Origin of the sequence: Variovorax sp. 350MFTsu5.1 (assembly GCF_048302515.1) — a bacterium.
Taxonomy (GTDB): domain Bacteria; phylum Pseudomonadota; class Gammaproteobacteria; order Burkholderiales; family Burkholderiaceae_C; genus Variovorax; species Variovorax guangxiensis.
Genome location: NZ_CP157620.1, coordinates 4,013,148 through 4,027,192, shown reverse-complemented (window position 1 = coordinate 4,027,192; position 14,045 = coordinate 4,013,148). Strand labels below are relative to the sequence as shown.

At 63.3% G+C, this 14,045-nt stretch carries 16 protein-coding genes and 1 tRNA gene; 14 read left to right on the top strand and 3 right to left on the bottom strand.

Annotated features, from left to right (window positions below; all coding sequences use genetic code 11):
- Positions 1 to 178 precede the first annotated feature (178 nt).
- From ABL843_RS18330 to ABL843_RS18285, 10 genes are all read left to right on the top strand, one after another.
- A complete protein-coding gene (locus ABL843_RS18330; RefSeq protein ID WP_418116773.1) occupies positions 179 to 1,444 on the top strand; it encodes a VapE domain-containing protein in 1,266 nt (421 codons plus the stop codon).
- Positions 1,445 to 1,567: 123 nt separating this feature from the next.
- Complete coding sequence (locus ABL843_RS18325) at positions 1,568 to 1,864, top strand: MarR family transcriptional regulator (RefSeq protein WP_418116772.1); 297 nt, start codon at positions 1,568 to 1,570, stop codon at positions 1,862 to 1,864.
- Between the two features lie 140 nt (positions 1,865 to 2,004).
- Positions 2,005 to 2,364, top strand: coding sequence for a hypothetical protein (locus ABL843_RS18320; protein WP_418116771.1), 360 nt, complete (start codon positions 2,005 to 2,007; stop codon positions 2,362 to 2,364).
- A 387-nt stretch (positions 2,365 to 2,751) separates the two neighbouring features.
- Positions 2,752 to 3,048, top strand: a complete 297-nt coding sequence (locus ABL843_RS18315) for a hypothetical protein (RefSeq protein ID WP_418116770.1) — start codon at positions 2,752 to 2,754, stop codon at positions 3,046 to 3,048.
- A gap of 48 nt (positions 3,049 to 3,096) precedes the next feature.
- On the top strand, positions 3,097 to 4,068 hold the full coding sequence (locus ABL843_RS18310) for a hypothetical protein (protein WP_418116769.1): 972 nt from the start codon (positions 3,097 to 3,099) through the stop codon (positions 4,066 to 4,068).
- Positions 4,065 to 4,436 (top strand): hypothetical protein, encoded by a 372-nt coding sequence (locus ABL843_RS18305; protein ID WP_418116768.1) that lies wholly within the window; start codon positions 4,065 to 4,067, stop codon positions 4,434 to 4,436. Before ABL843_RS18310 ends, ABL843_RS18305 begins: the two co-directional genes overlap by 4 nt.
- Positions 4,437 to 4,444: 8 nt before the next feature.
- Positions 4,445 to 4,633, top strand: coding sequence for a hypothetical protein (locus ABL843_RS18300; RefSeq protein ID WP_418116767.1), 189 nt, complete (start codon positions 4,445 to 4,447; stop codon positions 4,631 to 4,633).
- A 156-nt stretch (positions 4,634 to 4,789) separates the two neighbouring features.
- Positions 4,790 to 5,023, top strand: a complete 234-nt coding sequence (locus ABL843_RS18295; RefSeq protein WP_418116766.1) for a hypothetical protein — start codon at positions 4,790 to 4,792, stop codon at positions 5,021 to 5,023.
- A gap of 425 nt (positions 5,024 to 5,448) precedes the next feature.
- Positions 5,449 to 6,195: a hypothetical protein gene (locus ABL843_RS18290; RefSeq protein ID WP_418116765.1), complete on the top strand. Its 747-nt coding sequence runs from the start codon at positions 5,449 to 5,451 to the stop codon at positions 6,193 to 6,195.
- 89 nt (positions 6,196 to 6,284) lie between these two features.
- Positions 6,285 to 7,013 carry a hypothetical protein gene (locus ABL843_RS18285; RefSeq protein ID WP_418116764.1) on the top strand — a complete coding sequence of 243 codons (729 nt, stop codon included), beginning with the start codon at positions 6,285 to 6,287 and terminating at the stop codon, positions 7,011 to 7,013.
- 101 nt (positions 7,014 to 7,114) lie between these two features.
- Here the strand turns inward: ABL843_RS18285 and ABL843_RS18280 are convergent.
- Positions 7,115 to 7,188, bottom strand: a tRNA-Gly gene (locus ABL843_RS18280).
- A 53-nt stretch (positions 7,189 to 7,241) separates the two neighbouring features.
- Here ABL843_RS18280 and ABL843_RS18275 point away from each other — a divergent pair.
- Positions 7,242 to 7,742, top strand: a complete 501-nt coding sequence (locus ABL843_RS18275) for a hypothetical protein (protein ID WP_418116763.1) — start codon at positions 7,242 to 7,244, stop codon at positions 7,740 to 7,742.
- 270 nt (positions 7,743 to 8,012) lie between these two features.
- A complete protein-coding gene (locus tag ABL843_RS18270; RefSeq protein WP_418116762.1) occupies positions 8,013 to 8,312 on the top strand; it encodes a hypothetical protein in 300 nt (99 codons plus the stop codon).
- 459 nt (positions 8,313 to 8,771) lie between these two features.
- On the opposite strand, the gene ABL843_RS18265 is transcribed toward ABL843_RS18270, so the two are convergent.
- Positions 8,772 to 9,086, bottom strand: a complete 315-nt coding sequence (locus ABL843_RS18265) for a hypothetical protein (protein ID WP_126022070.1) — start codon at positions 9,084 to 9,086, stop codon at positions 8,772 to 8,774.
- A gap of 189 nt (positions 9,087 to 9,275) precedes the next feature.
- A complete protein-coding gene (locus ABL843_RS18260; RefSeq protein WP_184637167.1) occupies positions 9,276 to 10,100 on the bottom strand; it encodes a ferritin-like domain-containing protein in 825 nt (274 codons plus the stop codon).
- A 264-nt stretch (positions 10,101 to 10,364) separates the two neighbouring features.
- Between ABL843_RS18260 and alaS the strand changes: the two genes are divergently transcribed.
- Together alaS and ABL843_RS18250 are read left to right on the top strand one after the other, a co-directional pair.
- Positions 10,365 to 12,989 carry an alanine--tRNA ligase gene (gene alaS / locus ABL843_RS18255; protein ID WP_418116761.1) on the top strand — a complete coding sequence of 875 codons (2,625 nt, stop codon included), beginning with the start codon at positions 10,365 to 10,367 and terminating at the stop codon, positions 12,987 to 12,989.
- Positions 12,990 to 13,024: 35 nt separating this feature from the next.
- Positions 13,025 to 14,041, top strand: coding sequence for a 2-dehydropantoate 2-reductase (locus tag ABL843_RS18250; RefSeq protein WP_418116760.1), 1,017 nt, complete (start codon positions 13,025 to 13,027; stop codon positions 14,039 to 14,041).
- The last annotated feature ends 4 nt before the right edge of the window (positions 14,042 to 14,045 follow it).

The window sequence follows — 14,045 nt, the reverse complement described above, 5'->3', positions numbered from 1 at the left end:
GGTGTTCCGCAAGGCCGCCGAGCAGCGGCCAGCGGTGCCGCCAGAGCCGCCCGAGCGCGCGCCCACGCCAGTGGCTCGCCGGCCTGCGCCGAAGCCGCGCGCGGTGCCGCCAGCGAAGCCTGCGAACGGCACTAGCGCTGTGAGTGCGCCCAAGTTGCCGCCAGCGCTGGCCGAGCCCATGGAAGTGCAGGACGTGCACGACCTGCAGGCAGTTGATGGCATGTCCTGGCCGCACCTTAGCCCCAAGCTGCTGCCGCTGAACACGATTCCAAACCTGCGCCATCTGCTGGCCACCTATGGGTTCACGGTGCGCTATGACGTGATCCGCAAAGAACTGGTGGTGACGCATCCAGGCCAGCGTGGCACGCGCGATAACAGCAAGTCCAAAGCCGTCGATACCGTGGTCAGCCTATGCGCGCTCAATCGGCTGCCGAAGACTGACGCGCCCACGTTCCTGCTAAGCATCGGCGACGACAACCCGCATAACCCGGTGATGGATTTCATCGGCATAAAGCCGTGGGACGGCCTGTCGCGCTTCGATGATCTGCTGGCGACGGTGCAGACGAAGCCAGGGTTTGATCGCGAGCTGTTCGCCATGCTGCTGCGCCGCTGGCTTATCTCTGCGGTTGCCGCTGCCGCCAGGCCGGCTGGCTTTTGGTCTAAAGGCGTGCTGGTGTTTCAGGGCGAACAGTCGCTGGGCAAGACCGCATGGATTCGCGCGCTGCTGCCTCCAGCGCTGCGCGAGCTGGTGAAGGTTGATGCAACCATCGACCCGAACAACAAGGACAGCATCATCAGCGCTGTGTCGCATTGGCTGGTGGAACTGGGCGAGCTGGACGGCACGCTGCGCAAAGCCGACATCGCGCGGCTCAAGGGCTTCATCAGCCAGGACGTGGACCAGTTCCGCCGCCCCTATGGCCGCGCAGAGGAAAAGTTTCAGCGGCGAACTGTGTTCTTCGCTTCGGTGAATCCCGAACAGTTCCTGGCCGATGACACCGGGAATGTGCGCTGGTGGACTATCCCTGTTTCTGGCGTGGACCACACGCACGCCATCGACATGCAGCAGCTGTGGGCCGAAGTGTTCACTTGGTACGAAGCCGGCGAACGTTGGTGGCTGGAGCGCGCCGAGGAAGCCAGGCTGGAAGGTGCGAACGCAGACCATCAGCGGGGCGACCCGGTGGAAGAACTGATTCTGAGCCGATACAGCCGCACAGAAGCACCTACGCGCCGTCTCACCGCGACGGAAATTCTGATCGAACTCGGATACGACAAGCCTTCGAAGGCCATGCTGAACGAAGCCGCCTGCGTGATGCGAAAGCATTTTGGCGAGTGGACGAAGCACAACGGCCGGAAGGTTTTTCGCGTGCCACCTGCGCCTGTGGTCCCTTGGTCCCGCCCTTGGACCCCAGGTCAGACCCCGAAGGAAAGCGAGGCGCAGCAATGACTTTCTGTGTTTTAGGGTCCAAGGGTCCAACTATTTCAATAAAGAAGAATGAGAGAGATACAGGCCAGCGTGATAGGTCGTTGTTCTATGTGCAGACGTGGACCCTAAGGACCCTTGGACCCGATGACCTCAATGCGCCTGATGTTGGACCTGATGCGCTCGCTGTCCATGCAAGTGCTGCGGAAAGAGCGGTTCGGGGCGCACGGTGGCGACGTGCTGTTGATTTGCGCGGTGACCATCGGGCACATCGAGCACAAGCCAATGGCTGCCCACAAGCTTGCACAGTACGCGGGGCTTACACGGCCAACAGCGGTGCGCAGGCTGGAGCGCCTGGAGGCCATGGGCTTGGTGCGTCGAGGGGATGGCGGCACGTACACCCTTACCACCAAGGGCCTGCGTTGCATCGAGGTAGTTCGCTAATAACGCAACTGTGTGGCGAAAAGAGACGCGGGTCCTAGGTCAAGATGCCTCCCACACGGGGGTATCAGTCCCGCGTAGTTCGACCTCTCCGAGCCCTTTTTTCCAGCACTTCCGTTACCTTTCACAAAGCGAGATCCATCATGAGCACCACTGAAAACACTTTCGAAGCAACCGCCGCCGACATCGGGGGCGCGCTGGGCGTGACGCCTCGCGCTGTCCGTATGTGGGTCGAAGCGGGCGACCTCCCGCGCCTGGAGCGGGGACGCTTTGACATTGCGTGGGCAACTTGGCTTGCAGCAGGCCGCAAGGTGTCCGCTGATTGGCGGCAGAAGCCGCGCGCCAATGTCGCCGTAGCGGCTGGCTGGCTGCAGGCAATCGGGCACGCCCCCAAGGACGAAGACCTAGAGGTCATTGGCCGGTTGTTCGCACGCAATAGAAAGTCTCTCGCCGATGCTATGCAGGCTGTGGGCGCGGCCCAAGCTTTGATGGCGCGCACGTGATTGCCCCGTCTGGACGCGCAGAAACTCAGATTATTGAGTGTGGCAAGGCAGAGAACAGAAGCGACAGCCATTCACCTGACGGTAAAAGGCTCGTGCCGCTTGCACCGCAGGCTGACAGCTGGCATGCCAACCCAAGGGCTGAACATTTGACGGGTGGGGCCAATACTGGCAGCCCTCCGCGTGCACTTCATGGTCTCCATTCGCTTGCTCGGTCTTATTGACACAGTACTGCGGCATGTCTCACTCCTTGTGTAGTTGAGTAGGCCAATTTATTCCCACATCGTTTGTGGCAACTCCCGCGTTCATGTCATTGACATCTAGTCTGATTTACAGCGGGGTGTCGCCCATCGCATCCACGGCATCACTCCACGCTGAAGAACCATGCGCATGAAGACACAGAGCACCCTTCAGACCACGCATCCCATCTACACGTTAAGGGGTGCGATGAGCATGCCCATCACGTCCGAGAGAAGCGACCCTTGGCCAGCTTGTATCACTGACGTGGTGGCCATGCTGGTGGGGCCACGCGTCACACCAGACGATGCATTGCAACAGCGTTTAAACGCACTGAACCTTGCAGCTGCGGCGCTCGACTTCGCGGGCGAAACCTCACTGGCCGCAGAAGTGCGCGAGCGCCTGGAGGACATCGGCGGCGCGGCAAAACCACAAGAGGAATTCAGCTGAGTTGTTCGGCAAAGTTCGGATATCGACCTCAACCGCACCGAACATTCAATGCCTGAACTTCTCACCGATCTGAATCGCGCGCTTAGCCAAAGCCCGCAAACTCCCATCGCTACGCTGCTTGCCAGCGCACGCCGACAGCTTGGTTTCGCGGACCACATCGCAGCCGGAATGGATGAAGGTTCGCGCACTGCGAAGCCTGCAGTTGCTAGCGGATTTCTGCGACTCGCGGACGCTGCCCCGGCCCTTGCTACCGATCAGGCACGCGGCTACGAACTTGCCGCCACTGCGCGACCCGCTGGCACCACGCAAACGCTTTCCCTCCAAGTCATGGAGGCATCGCGCACGATGCGCGCCGGGGCTCGCCTGGTTTCTGTGGCCGACGCTCCCGAGCCCGTCCAATCCACGAACCCGAGCGCGCCTCCCGCCCTCTATGAACGCGTCTCCCGCTTCACCACCATCGAGCGTGCCACGTTCTCGCCAGTCGCCGATGGCAGCGATGTCACGGTGTCCCCTCTGCCAATCAAAACGGCGCAAATCAACATCGGTGACGCGCCGTCGCATGCGCTGCGCTTCGAAATCACGCGAGCCCAGCAGAAAGCGAAGACCGATGCCGAGCTGGAATTCGAAATCAGCCGAAGCCTGGTCCTCGGCCTGGGCGCACTCTGCGACAAGGTGCTGTTGAGCGCCATCGCGGCCAGCACGCCCGCAAACTTCACCCTCGCCCTGGCGGCGGCACGTGGCATCCGCTTCGCCGAACTGCAGGCCATCGTCGGCACGGCTGGCACGGCTGCCGCAGTTGGCCAGGACGGTGCACTGCGTGCGAACGGCATCCCTGCCGAGCTGAGCGACCAGGCCGCCGCGACCGTAATCGGCGCGTGGTCCCGGTGCGGTGTTGCCGTGAACGAGCTGGTGCAAATTCACTTCGAGCGGCGCAACGTGACGGGCCTGCTCGCGGTAACGGCCTTCGTGAACGCGCACGCGCTGCTGCCGGCACCTGAATTTTTCTGGCTGGCGGCATGAACACGGCGGCACTGATGGAAATCTCACGCCGCTGGGCATCGCGCAGCGATGCACCGACTGCCGAAGATGTTGCCCAGGTCGAAACCGAGCTGGAACAACTGCCGGCACTGCCGCGCGCCATCCGCGAAGCCCTGATGGGTGCGCAAGTGATGCCGCGAGCCGGCGAGTCCGCCGACAAACCGCGCCTGCTGGTCCTGGTGGCCGGCCTGCCGGTGGACCTCGATGACCCCGAGACTTCGCTCGGCAAGCGCTTCGCAGAACTGAAGACCCCCAGCCAACGCGAGGCCGCCGCGACGTTCCTAAAAGAGGTTCTTCGCCAGCGTCGCCGCGCGCGACGCCGGTCTACCGGTTTTGTGCACAACTGGTGAAAGAAACCATGAACACGAAAAATGCTTCTCCGCGCGCCGAAGTAAAAGCCACGGTCCTGCTGGATCGCGAGCTGGCCGATGCACTGCAACGGCAACGCGAACGGGTCCAACAACAAACAGGCGTGCGCATGTCTGCATCGGCGTTCATGGCAACGCTGTTGCGCCGTGGCGTTGTGCAGGAAAGCACAGCAGCCTGAAACGAACCCGCTTGCAGACCGGCAGTCTGCGGGGCACTGGTTGGCGAATTGTTGACCCAGGCGCAGCTGGGCAGAGTGAGGCCCCCACTCCTGCGCACCCCTCGCGCTGGTCCCGACGCCGGAAGTTTCGGGGCACCCAACATCCCCCACATTATCATGACCGAAAAGAATTTCATCACCGACATCCGCGCTCGCCTGGAACGGCAAACCGACACCCTGGTGGCGCACCGCGCGCACCTGAAGGGCGTGGACCTCCTGAACCCTGTAGCAGCGAACGCAGCGCATGAAATCCGTTTGGCCGCCAGTGCGCTGATGGTTCTGGCGGCAGACCTCCAGAGTCGGCAGCGCATCGCAGCGGCAGAGGCTCGTACTTCGCTGGCGGTGGGATAGGGGCGGGTGACTTTTTCGTTTTGGGGCGATGCGAGGGTTTGCGAATCGGGGTGCGGGGCATCTGAGGCGGACGAAAGGCGAACGGAAGCGTTTCGGCGGGCTTCCGCCGCGTACAGCCTTAAATGTTATTAATGTCGCTGATGGCGCGTATAATGGCTTCGAAGAGTCACAACTACCCTGGAGTGGATCATGCCGACTGCAGACAATGCTCGTGCAACAGTCCCTCATGCTGACAAGCGTCGAGCTCCGACCCCTGTTGTCCAATACAACATCTCTGACAAGGGCGTGGCATCCATTGATGCTAACGTCGCCTTGCGTAGCAATATCGTTCAGCAGCAGCTGAATACTGTTGCCAGACTGCGGGAAGCATCAGCGCGCGCTGGCAAGTAACTGGTCAGCGCTTGGACCCAACTATTGCCATTCTCTTGCCGCTCATCGGCGGGCACCAGTTCATCGTTGGCTACACGGCCCTCAAATACAAGGTTGCGCGTGAAGACGGCCACAGGCTGTATTTTCGCGTGGCCTACCACGGCGTCTGCCTGCTGGTTGTCTCTCTATTCATCTTTGCGGGCCTCTACTTTGCATTGAGTAGATGCAGTTGGTTTCCTGCTTTCGAGGCGGCGCTGATCAATATCGCCAAACCTCTCCTCAAGTCGCAAGACAACGCGCCGGCTCAAGTCGGATTTTTCATCGTATGTCTGAGTTCAGTTGCCCTCGGCCGCATCGGTCCGATGGTGCTCAACAAACTTAACAAGAATCGCATCGATCAAGCGCTGTGGAAGGCGGCAGGGGAGAATGAGCTTGAAGAACTGCTGCTTGAGGCGCTGGGCCTGTTGCGGACGGTATCCATCACTCTGTCGTCTAACAAGGTCTATGTGGGGCTGATACTTACGACCCCCGAGCCAAAGACGGAGCGCCGCGTTATCGCTCTGCTGCCTTACATGAGTGGTTATCGGACCGAGACTGGCAAGGTCATTTTCACGACCTACTATGACCAGTTCTATAGCGGGGATGCGCCCGAAAGCGATGCTGAGAAGTTTCGGCTTGTGCTTCCCATGGACAAGATGCTCTCGGTGTCATTCTTTGATGTCGACACGTACGCTCACTTCAATGCTGAGCCAGTCACACTCCTCGGGACTCGCCGAGTAACTCGTCGTCGTCCAGGCGTCTGAAGCATGGGCTCCGCATCTGAACACGCGACTCGATAACAGGCCCGCTTCGGCGGGCTTGTTTTTTGGGGTGGTGCTACCCTGCGCGAATCATGACCACCGCCCCCGAAACCCTCTATCTGCAATTACGCCGCTTGGTGGCGTCGATGCCCGACCTTGCCAGCGGGGATATCCGAAAGCCGGAAGACCTCCAATGGCTGGGGCGAGCCGCAGCCTTGATAGAGGAGTCTGGCGACCTGGCGGATTTCGTCCAGTTCAAGTCATGTGCAGACAACATAAATCCTATGCGTCGAGTCATCGACGCGAGAAAGATGGAGGCGATCGTTCATCGTGCGCTCGCTCGCGCTGAGCTTCAAGCCCCTGTAAGTGCCCAAGGTGCGTTCATCGCGGCCGGCGACACACTCAACGCATTTGCGGCGGTGGCGAAGGTGCTGACCCGCGCAAAGCAAGACATCTTGATGGTGGACGCCTATGCCGATCAAACTATCATCACAGGCTTCGCCGTGACGGCCCCGGATGGGGTGGCGCTTCGCATCCTGGGCGCAGACAAGGAAGCACGGAAAGCGACGTTACGCCCAGCGGTCGCAAACTGGGTGCAGCAGTTCGGCCATGATCGACCGATAGAGGTTCGGGTCGCACCTCAAGCGGGCCTGCATGACCGCCTGATACTGATCGACGGCACAGAAGCATGGTTTGCTGGCCAGTCGTTCAACGGTATGGCTCAGAAGTCCCACACGTCCATCGAGCGTTCGGACCCCGAGTTGGCGGCCATGAAGGTGCAGGCGTATGAGACGCTTTGGGCGGGGGCTCAGCCGCTGTGACGGACTTCTTCTTGTGGACAGCGCAGCGCTTGCGCGTAGTTGGGTTTTTAGTTGGGTTTTGCCCCATGAACCCTTCAAACCCCTTGTATTTCAGGGGTGTGTGGAGCGGGTGAAGGGAATCGAACCCTCGTATGAAGCTTGGGAAGCTGCCGTTCTACCATTGAACTACACCCGCATCTGGCAAGCCGCCGATTGCAAGGCTGCAGCCGGCGACAGGCGGGAGTATAGATGCATGCCATCCGAGGTTCGCGCCGCCGCGCGGGCCAGCCGACCCAACACGCCATACCGAGCATGAAATCCAAGCCCATTCGATTCGCCCTCAACGCCTTCCTGGCCGTGACCGCAGGCTCGGCCTTTGCCGGAACGATCACTTGCGTCCCCGCGCCGGGCGGCACCGGCCCGGCTCCCTGGATCCGCAAGATCGCCATCGACGAGCACTCGCGCACCGTCAACATGGACATCGTCCGCCACAGGACAAAAGACACGGACACCATGGGCAAGATGAGGGCGGAGTTGCTGGGCATGGAAGAGACCCAGGGCGGCGAGCCCGCCTACGTCTTCAACGCGATTCCGGCTGCGGGCGACGAGGCCACGAACCTCTTCAGGCTGTTCAAGGCGGGCGAGTGGCGGCTGATCAGCGCGGGGGTGGTGTTCATCGGCAAGGTGCCGACGCTGCGGGCGATCGAGCCGGGCAGGGTCTTCGATTGCAAGCGGTCGGACCTTGGATAACCGGTCGGCAGGCGGCTGCGAAAATTTTTTCGGGCGCTGCCTCTTTGGTGGGCATCGTGTTGCAAGCCACGCCAGGCAAGGCTTCCGAGCGATGCGCACACAGTTTTCCACAGCATTGTCCCCATCGAGGCGGGAAAACCTGTCATTGGCTTGTGGTATGGCGAATTCGTAGTGAAAAAGGGTAGCCCGAGGGTAGGCGCGCTCCGACAGACTCGGCGGCGAGCGCAGAGGAACATCGTCTGCACCGCATCCTGCGGAAAGGAGCGTGAAATGACGTTCGACTTCTTGTTTCGCCCGAATCACACCGCGTACCTTCGACGCGCGGCGGCCCTCCTGGAAGAAGCCCAGATGGCGCGCATCGAGCACCAGGCGGCGGCAGAGCATCACAGCGCGCTTGCCCGGATGTACGCCGAACGCGTCAGGCGTCTTGAGAACGAGCTCTATCGCCAGCCGCAGGGCGCGGCACATGGCGCAGCAGGGCTGGCGGCGGAAGCCGATTCCGCGGACGAACGGCCACAGCTGTACTCGCTGGACGGAAGCCGCAAGCCGGGGCTGACCTCGGCGAGCTGAGCCGGAGCGGCCAAAGGGCGGCGAGCCTCGGCCCGTGCCGGGGCCGCGTTGCGGTGCGGCCAAAAAAATACCCGCCGAAGCGGGTTCGAGTTGCCCTTGTGGGCACGCTCTAAGCACTGACAGAGAGCTCTTCTTTTATGCGGCCCTGTTGCGTGACAGCATCGGTATCGTCGGCGCTCGCCCTGCGAGCGCGTGTCAGCCGGAAACAGGTAGTCGCCGTAGGACACTCATTAAAACGTGAACTATTTGGCAGATTTGCGGGGAAGCAGGGTCTTTCGGGGCTGCGCGGTCGTATTCCTCACGTCGAAGTGTCGGTCCTGTCCGACAAGGCGGCGGCGCATGAAGCCCTAGATTTTGTGGGCTCGCTTTGAAGTGCGAGTTCTCTGTGCGTGACAGCACCAAGAGGTTCAACCCAGCCTTAGCGCTGGGTTTTTTTTGCTCGGCGTCTGCGTGCTTGCTTCAGAAAAGCTCGAACCGGAAGGTGGTGGTCTGGGGCTGGCTGAGCAGCGGGGTGGCAATCTCGCTGGCGTGCTCCCAGGCCTCGCGCCAGAGGCGGGCGTTGGCGATCTGAGATTCGCTCATCGAGTCGATGCCGGATTCGAGCTGGTTGAGCCAGGCCCGGTAGCACTTCACCAGGCGCGAAGAGGGGCCGATGCGCTGCTCGAGCAACCGCAGGAACGTGAAGCGCACTTCCATCAGGTCCCGGATGGTCAGGCTGGTTCCGTCCAGCCGGATGGTGTAGAGCTGCTCGCGGTTGGCTGAGTGATCGAACATCGGACGCGCATGCAACAGGGCCGCGAGCCGACTTGCCAGCGGCGCATGCAGCCGCGCTTGTCCGAAGGTCTCAGGCCTTGTCTCTATCTGGATAGAAAGGGGTGACCGGAAATATTAGCCAAGCACCTGTTGTGCGAAATGGAATCCGGGTTCCGGTTTGTCGCGATGAGTGAACCACTTGCGCGCTGTTCAGCGCAGGAACACATGCTCCATGAACTGCCTGATCGGGTACTGGATCACCGTTTGTACCTTCGCCGGCAGTTCCAGCGGCCGCATCAGCATCTTGAGCGTGGTGCCCGGGCTCAGATGGGTGCGGATGGTGCTGTTCATGTCGGCGCTCAGGCGCTGCACGTAGGCCGTGTCGTCGGCGCGCTCGGGCGAACGCGTCCTGACCACGTGGCGGATCGCGCAGTCGGCGTCCTCGCTCTTGAGTTCGAGCGTGCGCCGGCCGATGGTTCCCATCACGCGCAGGCGGCCCAGCTTCTCCTGCTCGCGGTAGCGCCGGTAGTAGCGGTAGAAGTGCTTGTAGTGGTTGACTTCGTCGGTGGCGATGCGCGTCGCCAGGTCCTGAAGCACAGGCTCGTCGGTACAGCGGGCCATGGCGCGGTAGTAGGTGGCGGTGCCGGTCTCGACCACGCAGCGGGCGGTCATCTCGAGGCCTCGGGTGGGGGCGAGCAGCTCGACCTTGCAGTAGGTCGCGTATTCCTCCAGGAAGTTGCCGTAGGCGGTGTCCCAGTCGAACTCCGGCCATACGTGGCGCACGTAGGCGCGCAGGGCCTTGCCGTGCTGCAGTTCCTCGAGTTCCCAGTGCTGGGAGAGCCAGTCGGTGACTTCCTGGTCGCCCTTGAAGAAGTCCACCAGGTTGTGCGTGTACAGGTCGGAGCCGCTCTCGATGAAGGAGGCGGAGGTCACCAGGTAGAAGAGGTTCTCGTCCGGGCGTACCTTGTCGAGCGCGATGCGCGAGAAATCCAGGTCTTCGATCGTCCAGTGCCTTTCGGCATCTTGGCTTGCCATGCGAACTCCTTGATCTTTTTTGTCCGTACAAGTACGGATGGCGCAGACCCTCGTTGGTTCTCTTTTTTTGCGCCAGGACACATATTAGCCGTGGAGCACGGATCGTGGTGTCGTCCGGCAGCCCTTGGCCGGCGCGGGCCGCATGGCCAAACCTATAATCGTTTGTTCAAGCAAATCAAGCAGTTAGGCCGGTTCGCCGCAGTGGGTTCGACATGAGGGTCGCCATCGCCGCGCCGCCCTCGACGGCAGAAGACGAATCCAAAGATGAGCCAGCCCACATTCACGGTCGCGGACATCCGCAAGACCTTTATCGATTTCTTCGCTTCCAAGGGCCATACGGCGGTGCCGTCGAGCCCGCTGGTGCCGGGCAACGACCCGACGCTGATGTTCACCAATTCGGGCATGGTGCAGTTCAAGGACGTGTTCCTCGGCACCGACAAGCGCCCCTACAACCGCGCGGCCTCCGTCCAGGCCTGCCTGCGCGCCGGCGGCAAGCACAACGACCTCGAGAACGTGGGCTACACCGCCCGCCACCACACCTTCTTCGAGATGCTGGGCAACTGGAGCTTCGGCGATTACTTCAAGCGCGAGTCGCTCACCTGGGGCTGGGAGCTGCTCACGCAGGTCTACAAGCTGCCGGCCGACAAGCTGCTGGCCACCGTCTACCACGAGGACGACGAGGCCTACGACATCTGGACCAAGGAAATCGGCCTGCCGCCCGAGCGCGTGATCCGCATCGGCGACAACAAGGGCGGCAAGTACAAGTCCGACAATTTCTGGATGATGGCCGACACCGGCCCTTGCGGCCCGTGCTCCGAGATCTTCTACGACCACGGCCCGCACATCCCCGGCGGCCCCCCGGGCAGCCCCGAGGAGGACGGCGACCGCTTCATCGAGATCTGGAACCACGTGTTCATGCAGTTCGACATGCAGCCCGACGGCAGCGTGGTCAAGCTGCCCGCTCCCTGCGTCGACACCGGCATGGGCCTGGAGCGCCTGGCCGCGATCCTGCAGCACGTGCACAGCAACTACGAGATCGACATCTTCGACGCGCTCATCAAGGCCGCCGCGCAGGCCACCGGCACGCAGGACCTGTCGAACAACTCGCTCAAGGTGATCGCCGACCACATCCGCGCCACCTCGTTCCTGGTGGCCGACGGCGTGATCCCGTCGAACGAAGGCCGCGGCTACGTGCAGCGCCGCATCATCCGCCGCGCCATCCGCCACGGCTACAAGCTCGGCCAGAAGAAGCCCTTCTTCCACAAGCTGGTGCCCGAACTGGTGCGGCTCATGGGCGAGGCCTACCCCAAGCTGGTCGCCGACGAGAAGCGCATCACCGACACGCTGAAGGCCGAGGAAGAGCGCTTTTTCGAGACGCTGGCCAACGGCATGGAAATCCTCGACGCAGCGCTGGCTGGCGACGCCAAGGTGCTGCCGGGCGACGTGGCCTTCAAGCTGCACGACACCTACGGCTTCCCGCTCGACCTCTCGGCCGACGTGTGCCGCGAACGCGGCGTGAGCGTCGACGAGGCCGGCTTCAACGCCGCCATGGAAAAGCAGAAGGCCGCGGGCCGTGCTGCCGGCAAGTTCAAGATGGACCGCAACGTCGATTACGCCGGCGCGGGCAACGTCTTCACCGGCTACGAGAAGCTGGAAGAAAGCGCCAAGGTCGTCGCTCTGTACTTCGAGGGCTCCGCCGTCGCTGAGCTCAAGGAAGGCCAGCCGGGCATCGTCGTGCTCGACACAACCCCGTTCTATTCGGAAAGCGGCGGCCAGGTCGGCGACCAGGGCGTGCTCGTGGCCGAAGGCGTGCAGTTCGGCGTGGAAGACACGCAGAAGATCAAGGCCGACGTGTTCGGCCACCACGGCACCCAGACCCAGGGCACGCTGAAGGTCGGCGACACGGTCAAGGCCGCAGTCGACACCGCACGCCGCGCCGCCACCATGCGCAACCATTCAGTCACCCACCTGATGCACAAGGCACTGCGCGAAGTGCTGGGCGGCCACGTGCAGCAGAAGGGCTCGCTGGTCGATGCCGACAAGACGCGCTTCGACTTCGCGCACAACGCGCCCGTCACGCACGAGCAGATCCTGGAGATCGAGAAGCGCGTGAACGCCGAGATCCTCGCCAACACCGAGACGCATGCCCGCGTGATGGACATGGAGTCGGCCCAGAAGACCGGCGCGATGATGCTGTTCGGCGAGAAATACGGTGAGACCGTGCGCGTGCTCGACATCGGCACCAGCCGCGAGCTGTGCGGCGGCACCCACGTGGGCCGCACGGGCGACATCGGCCTGTTCAAGATCGTCAGCGAAGGCGGCGTGGCCGCCGGCGTGCGCCGCATCGAGGCCGTCACCGGCGCGAATGCGCTCTCCTACCTGCAGGACCTGGAATCGACCGTGCAGAGCGTGGCCGCCACGCTCAAGTCGCCGGCCGCCGAGCTGCAGGGCCGGCTCTCGCAGGTGCTGGAGCAGGTGAGGGCGCTCGAGCGCGAAGTGGGCGCGCTCAAGGGCAAGCTCGCTTCGTCGCAGGGCGACGAGCTCGTGTCGCAGGCCGTGGACGTCAAGGGCATCAAGGTGCTGGCCGCCAAGCTCGACGGCGCCGACGCCAAGACGCTGCGCGAGACCATGGACAAGCTCAAGGACAAGCTCAAGACGGCAGCCATCGTGCTTGCCGCCGTCGACGGCGAGAAGGTGCAGATCGCGGCCGGCGTCACGGCCGACAGCACTGCCAAGGTCAAGGCCGGCGAGCTGGTCAACTTCGTGGCCCAGCAGGTCGGCGGCAAGGGCGGCGGCAAGGCCGACATGGCCATGGCCGGCGGCACCAACGCGGCAGGCCTTCCGGCCGCGCTGCAGTCGGTGCAGGCCTGGGTCTCCGAACGCGCCTGACGGCTGGCGCCATCACCGGAACGAGCACGCCACCCATGCCAGAAGCGATCCCCGGTGAAGTGCTTGTGATGGGGGCGGGCACCATCGGGTGCTTCATCGGCGGAAGCCTGGCGGCGGCGGGCGTGCCCGTCACCTTCGTCGGCCGTCCGCGCGTGCTCGAGAAGCTCGCCAGACATGGCCTGACGCTCACCGACATTGACGGCGCGACGCACAGGCTGCCTGCCGACAGGCTGCGCCTGAGCGGGCAGGTGCCCGCCGGCGCACGGCCCGCGCTGGTGCTGCTGTGCGTGAAGAGCGGCGCCACGGCCGAGGCCGCGGGCGAACTGGCCTTCTCGCTGCCGGCAGGCACTGCGGTGATCTCGCTGCAGAACGGCATCTCCAACTGCGCGGCCGCCGCGCAGACCGGCCCTTCGCTCAACGTGCGCGCCGGCATGGTCCCGTACAACGTGGCCGAGATCGGCCCGGGCGCCTTCCATCGGGGCACGCCGGGCCGCCTGGCCGCGGAAGACGACGCGGTGCTTCGCCCATGGCTTCCCGTGTTCGAGCGCGCGGGCGTGCCGCTCGACCTGCATGCAGACCTTTTGCCCGTGCAGTGGGGCAAGCTCATGCTCAATCTCAACAACCCCGTCAACGCGCTTTCGGGCCTGCCGCTGCGCGAGGAGCTCATGCAGCGCGGCTACCGCCGCTGCTTCGCGTCGCTGATCGAGGAGGCGCTGGGCATCCTCAACGTCGCGGGGATCGCGCCGGCACAGGTCGCGGCGGTGCCGGCGCACCGGCTGGTGAGCCTGCTGCGGCTGCCCGACTGGATCTTCCGCATCGTCGCGGCGCGCATGCTGCGCATCGATGCCAAGGCGCGCTCCAGCATGGCCGACGACCTTGCGCTAGGCCGCCGCACCGAGATCGACGCGCTCAGCGGCGAGGTGGTGCGCCTCGCGCAGGAGCACGGCCTGAGCGCGCCGCGCAATTCGCGCATGGTTTCGCTGCTCGAAGCCTGGCCGCAACAGCCGAAGCGCTGGACGGCACGGCAATTGCAGGACGCGCTGGGCTTGTAACGTC